This is a genomic window from Rhodococcus sp. (in: high G+C Gram-positive bacteria) (genome assembly GCF_049299235.1).
GTDB lineage: Bacteria > Actinomycetota > Actinomycetes > Mycobacteriales > Mycobacteriaceae > Rhodococcus.
On the sequence record NZ_JBAQXC010000187.1, the window covers coordinates 1 to 4001 of the forward strand.

Sequence of the window (4001 nt, forward strand, 5' to 3'; positions counted from 1 at the left end):
CCCCGGCCCGCGGACGGATCAGTAGCGGTCGATCGTGGGCTGATCGGGAACCGGGAGACCCGAGTCGCCCAGCGTCGACACGAAGGCCGCTTCCCATGCCCCGGAGTCGAGCATTTCCTGGATCGCGTCGTTGATACGGGCCCGCGACTCGTCGTCACCCTTGGCGAGGCCGATCCCGTAGTTCTCGGTGGTGAACGGTTCCCCGACCACCTTGAACTCGCCCGGTGACTGCGCTGCGTACCCGGCGAGGATCACCGCGTCGGTGGTCAGCGCATCGACCGCTCCGTTGCGCAGCGCTTCTACACATGCGGAATACGTGTCGAACTCCTGCAACTGCACGTCCTGCGCATACTTCTCCTTCACGTTCTGTGCGGGAGTCGAGCCGGCGACCGAGCACAGGCGCTTACCACCGTTGAGTGATTCCGGCCCGGTGATGTCGGTGTTGTCCGCTCGCACGAGCAGCGACTGTCCGGTGACCAGGTACGGTCCGGCGAAGTCGACCTTCTCCTTACGCGCGTCGGTGATCGAGTACGTCGCGACGATGTAGTCGACCTCGCCGTTCTGAATGAGCGTTTCGCGCTGCGCGGACGGTGCTTCCTTGAAGGTGATGTTCTCCTCGCTGACGCCGAGCTGCCCGGCGACGTACTTCGCCACCTCCACATCGAAGCCGCTGAACGTGCCGTCCGGGTTGCGCAGTCCGAGTCCTGGCTGGTCGAACTTGATGCCGATCGTCAGATTCCCGGCCTGAGCGGATTCGAGGGCACTGCGCTGCTCGTCGCCGCCACATGCGGTGGCAGCGAGTGCAACGGCGATCGCGCCGATGCCCAGACGGATGGAGCGGGACAGTTTCATAGGGGCTACCTCCAGTGATGCGGGGCTGACCGGTCAGTGACTGAGGATCTTGCCGAGGAAGTCCTTCGCGCGATCGGACTTCGGGGCGGTGAAGAAGGTGGCCGGATCGGAATCTTCGACGATCTGACCGTCCGCCATGAACAGCACACGGTCGCCGGCCTTGCGCGCGAACCCCATCTCGTGGGTCACCACGAGCATGGTCATGCCTTCCTTCGCGAGCGAGGTCATCACATCGAGCACTTCCTGGACCATTTCGGGGTCCAGCGCGGACGTCGGTTCGTCGAACAGCATCACCTTCGGGGCCATCGCCAGGGCCCGGGCGATCGCAACACGCTGCTGCTGACCGCCGGACAGTTGCGCCGGATATTTTTCGGCCTGATTGGCGATGCCGACTCGTTCGAGGAGTGCGAGGGCGTCCTCTTTTGCCTGATTCTTCTTCCGTCGCCGGACCTTGACGGGCGCGAGCATGACATTCTCGAGGATCGTCTTGTGGGCGAAGAGGTTGAACGACTGGAAGACCATCCCCACGTCGGCGCGGAGCGCGGCCAATGCCTTGCCCTCGGCGGGCAGGACGTTCACGTCGACCGCGATCCGCCCGGAATCGATCGGTTCGAGACGGTTGATGGTGCGGCACAGCGTCGACTTTCCGGAACCGGACGGCCCCAGCACGATCACCACCTGGCCGCGGGGGATCTCCAGATTGATGTCCTGCAGCACGTGCAGAGATCCGAAGTGCTTGTTCACCTCCGTCATCGAAATCATCGACGACGGCGTTCCCTCACGGGGAGCCTTCTCCAACTCGACAGCCTCGGGTGCCATGTTCTGGACCCTATGCGGTCGCAGGTGCGCAACACCGGATTTTGCGACACGACGCGCGGCACGAAACGGAACATTTACGACGAGGCGTATCGGTGGGTGTGGTGGTAGGACCAGGACAAATATGGTGCCGTTCGGGCCTGAGCTACCCTGAGACGTGTCATTGATCGACGAAGAAGCCATCTCTGCTGCCCCGACCGACGCCCGAACCTACGAGGTTCGCACGTACGGCTGCCAGATGAACGTCCACGACTCGGAGCGGTTGTCGGGTCTGCTGGAAGAAGCGGGCTTCGCGAAGGCCGCCCCCGGTTGTTCACCCGATCTCGTCGTGTTCAACACCTGCGCGGTGCGGGAGAACGCCGACAACAAGCTGTACGGCAACCTCAGCCACCTGCGTCCGGTCAAGGACGAGAACCCGAACATGCAGATCGCGGTCGGCGGGTGCCTTGCGCAGAAGGACCGCGACATCGTCGTCACGAAGGCACCCTGGGTCGACGTGGTGTTCGGTACCCACAACATCGGTAATCTGCCGGCGCTGCTCGACCGCGCGCGGCACAACCGCAAGGCCGAGGTGGAGATCCTCGAGTCGCTCGACGCGTTCCCGTCGACGCTGCCCGCCAAACGCGAATCCGCGTACGCCGGGTGGGTGTCGATCTCGGTCGGCTGCAACAACACCTGCACCTTCTGTATCGTGCCGGCGCTGCGCGGCAAGGAAGTCGACCGGCGGCCCGGCGACATCCTCGCCGAGGTACAGGCGCTGGTCGACGAGGGTGTGCTCGAGGTGACACTGCTCGGCCAGAACGTGAATTCGTACGGCCGATCCTTCGCCGATCCCGACCAGCCCCGCGACCGCGGCGCATTCGCCGCGCTGCTGCGCGCGTGCGGGCAGATCGAGGGCCTCGAACGGGTTCGATTCACGTCGCCGCATCCGGCAGAGTTCACCGACGACGTCATCGAGGCGATGGCACACACTCCCAACGTGTGCCCGCAGTTGCACATGCCGTTGCAGTCCGGCAGCGACCGGGTGCTGCGCGCGATGCGTCGCTCCTACCGCAAGGAGAAGTTCCTCGGGATCATCGAACGGGTGCGGGCCGCGATGCCGCACGCGGCGATCACCACCGACATCATCGTCGGATTCCCCGGTGAAACCGAAGAGGACTTCCAAGACACCCTCGACGTCGTCGAGAAGGCTCGGTTCACCAGCGCCTTCACCTTCCAGTATTCGAAGCGCCCGGGTACTCCCGCCGCGGAGATGGACGGACAACTCTCGAAGGCGGTCGTGCAGGAACGGTACGAGCGGCTGATCGCGCTTCAGGAACGGATCACCCTGGAGGAAAACCGGAAGCTCGTCGGTAGCGACGTCGAGTTGCTGGTGGCGGCGGGCGAAGGACGCAAAAACGCCGAAACTGCCCGGATGAGTGGTCGCGCCCGCGACGGGCGGCTGGTGCACTTCCGGCCCGAGGGGAACGTCGACCGTGCCGTACGTCCCGGCGACGTCGTCACGGTCGTCGTCAGTGGCGCCGCGCCGCACCACCTGGTCGCCGACACCCCGATCCTGACGCACCGCCGCACCCCGGCCGGTGACAACTTCGAGCGGGGTCGCCTGCCGAAGACCCCGCCGATCGGTGTCGGCCTCGGGCTTCCGACGATCGGGGTTCCCGAACCCCTCCCGACACAGATGGGATGTGACGCATGAGCGCCGCACACGACCACGACGTGAACGATCCGACGAGCGAATCCCGTGCCGACCTGGAACGGGCCGAACGCAGAATCGCGAGCGAGATCGACCCGGGCGCCCGGGCGCTGGTGGTGGCCGTCGCCGTGCTGGTACTGCTCGGGTCCTTCAGCCTTCCGCACGCCGGGTCCGCCAACGGGTGGGAAGTCCTCTCGTTCGGACCGGACGCGGTCACCGAGGCCATCGCGTTGCCGTCACGGATCTTCGTGTGGCTGGCGTTGGTCTTCGGCGGTGTGTGCTCGATCCTGGCGTTGCTCACCCGCAGGTGGGTCCTGGCATGGCTGGCGCTGGCAGGTTCTGCCGTGTCCGTCGTTTTCGGTGTGCTGTCCATCTGGACCCGCCAAACCCTGCCCGTCGACTCGACGGCTGCAGGCCCGGGATTCGGTCTGATTCTCGCCTGGTTCGCGGTGGTGGTGCTGTCCTTCCACTGGTCCCGTGTCGTATGGGCACGCACCTCGGTGCAACTCGCCGCCGAGCAGGAACTGCGCGAGGCCACGGCGCACGAAGAAGGGCAGCGGCTGTACGGCCCCGACAGCAGGCGGTGACCGTCATCGTGCGGTCGTCCAGCAGTGCCGGAAGCCCCGCATCACCAGCACGG

4 protein-coding genes are annotated in these 4001 nt (G+C 65.5%); 2 read left to right on the forward strand and 2 right to left on the reverse strand.

Features of this window, described 5'->3' with window-relative positions:
• Window positions 1-18: 18 nt before the first annotated feature.
• Together WAX14_RS11380 and WAX14_RS11385 are read right to left on the reverse strand one after the other, a co-directional pair.
• Window positions 19-852, reverse strand: coding sequence for a glutamate ABC transporter substrate-binding protein (locus WAX14_RS11380; protein WP_422628168.1), 834 nt, complete (start codon window positions 850-852; stop codon window positions 19-21).
• Between the two features lie 33 nt (window positions 853-885).
• A complete protein-coding gene (locus tag WAX14_RS11385) occupies window positions 886-1614 on the reverse strand; it encodes an amino acid ABC transporter ATP-binding protein (RefSeq protein ID WP_422628171.1) in 729 nt (242 codons plus the stop codon).
• A 211-nt stretch (window positions 1615-1825) separates the two neighbouring features.
• On the opposite strand from WAX14_RS11385, the gene miaB reads away from it, so the two are divergent.
• The gene (gene miaB / locus WAX14_RS11390) at window positions 1826-3364 is read left to right on the forward strand and encodes a tRNA (N6-isopentenyl adenosine(37)-C2)-methylthiotransferase MiaB (RefSeq protein ID WP_422628169.1); all 1539 of its coding nucleotides are present in this window, start codon (window positions 1826-1828) and stop codon (window positions 3362-3364) included.
• Window positions 3361-3948 (forward strand): hypothetical protein, encoded by a 588-nt coding sequence (locus WAX14_RS11395; protein ID WP_422628170.1) that lies wholly within the window; start codon window positions 3361-3363, stop codon window positions 3946-3948. The genes miaB and WAX14_RS11395 overlap by 4 nt, the downstream gene beginning before the upstream one ends.
• The last annotated feature ends 53 nt before the right edge of the window (window positions 3949-4001 follow it).

What these genes read in the sequence shown, in the direction of transcription:
- WAX14_RS11380 (WP_422628168.1), bottom strand. Translation starts at nt 852, where the DNA reads ATGAAACTGTCCCGCTCCATCCGTCTGGGCATCGGCGCGATCGCCGTT.
- WAX14_RS11385 (WP_422628171.1), bottom strand. Translation starts at nt 1,614, where the DNA reads ATGATTTCGATGACGGAGGTGAACAAGCACTTCGGATCTCTGCACGTG.
- WAX14_RS11395 (WP_422628170.1), top strand. Translation starts at nt 3,361, where the DNA reads ATGAGCGCCGCACACGACCACGACGTGAACGATCCGACGAGCGAATCC.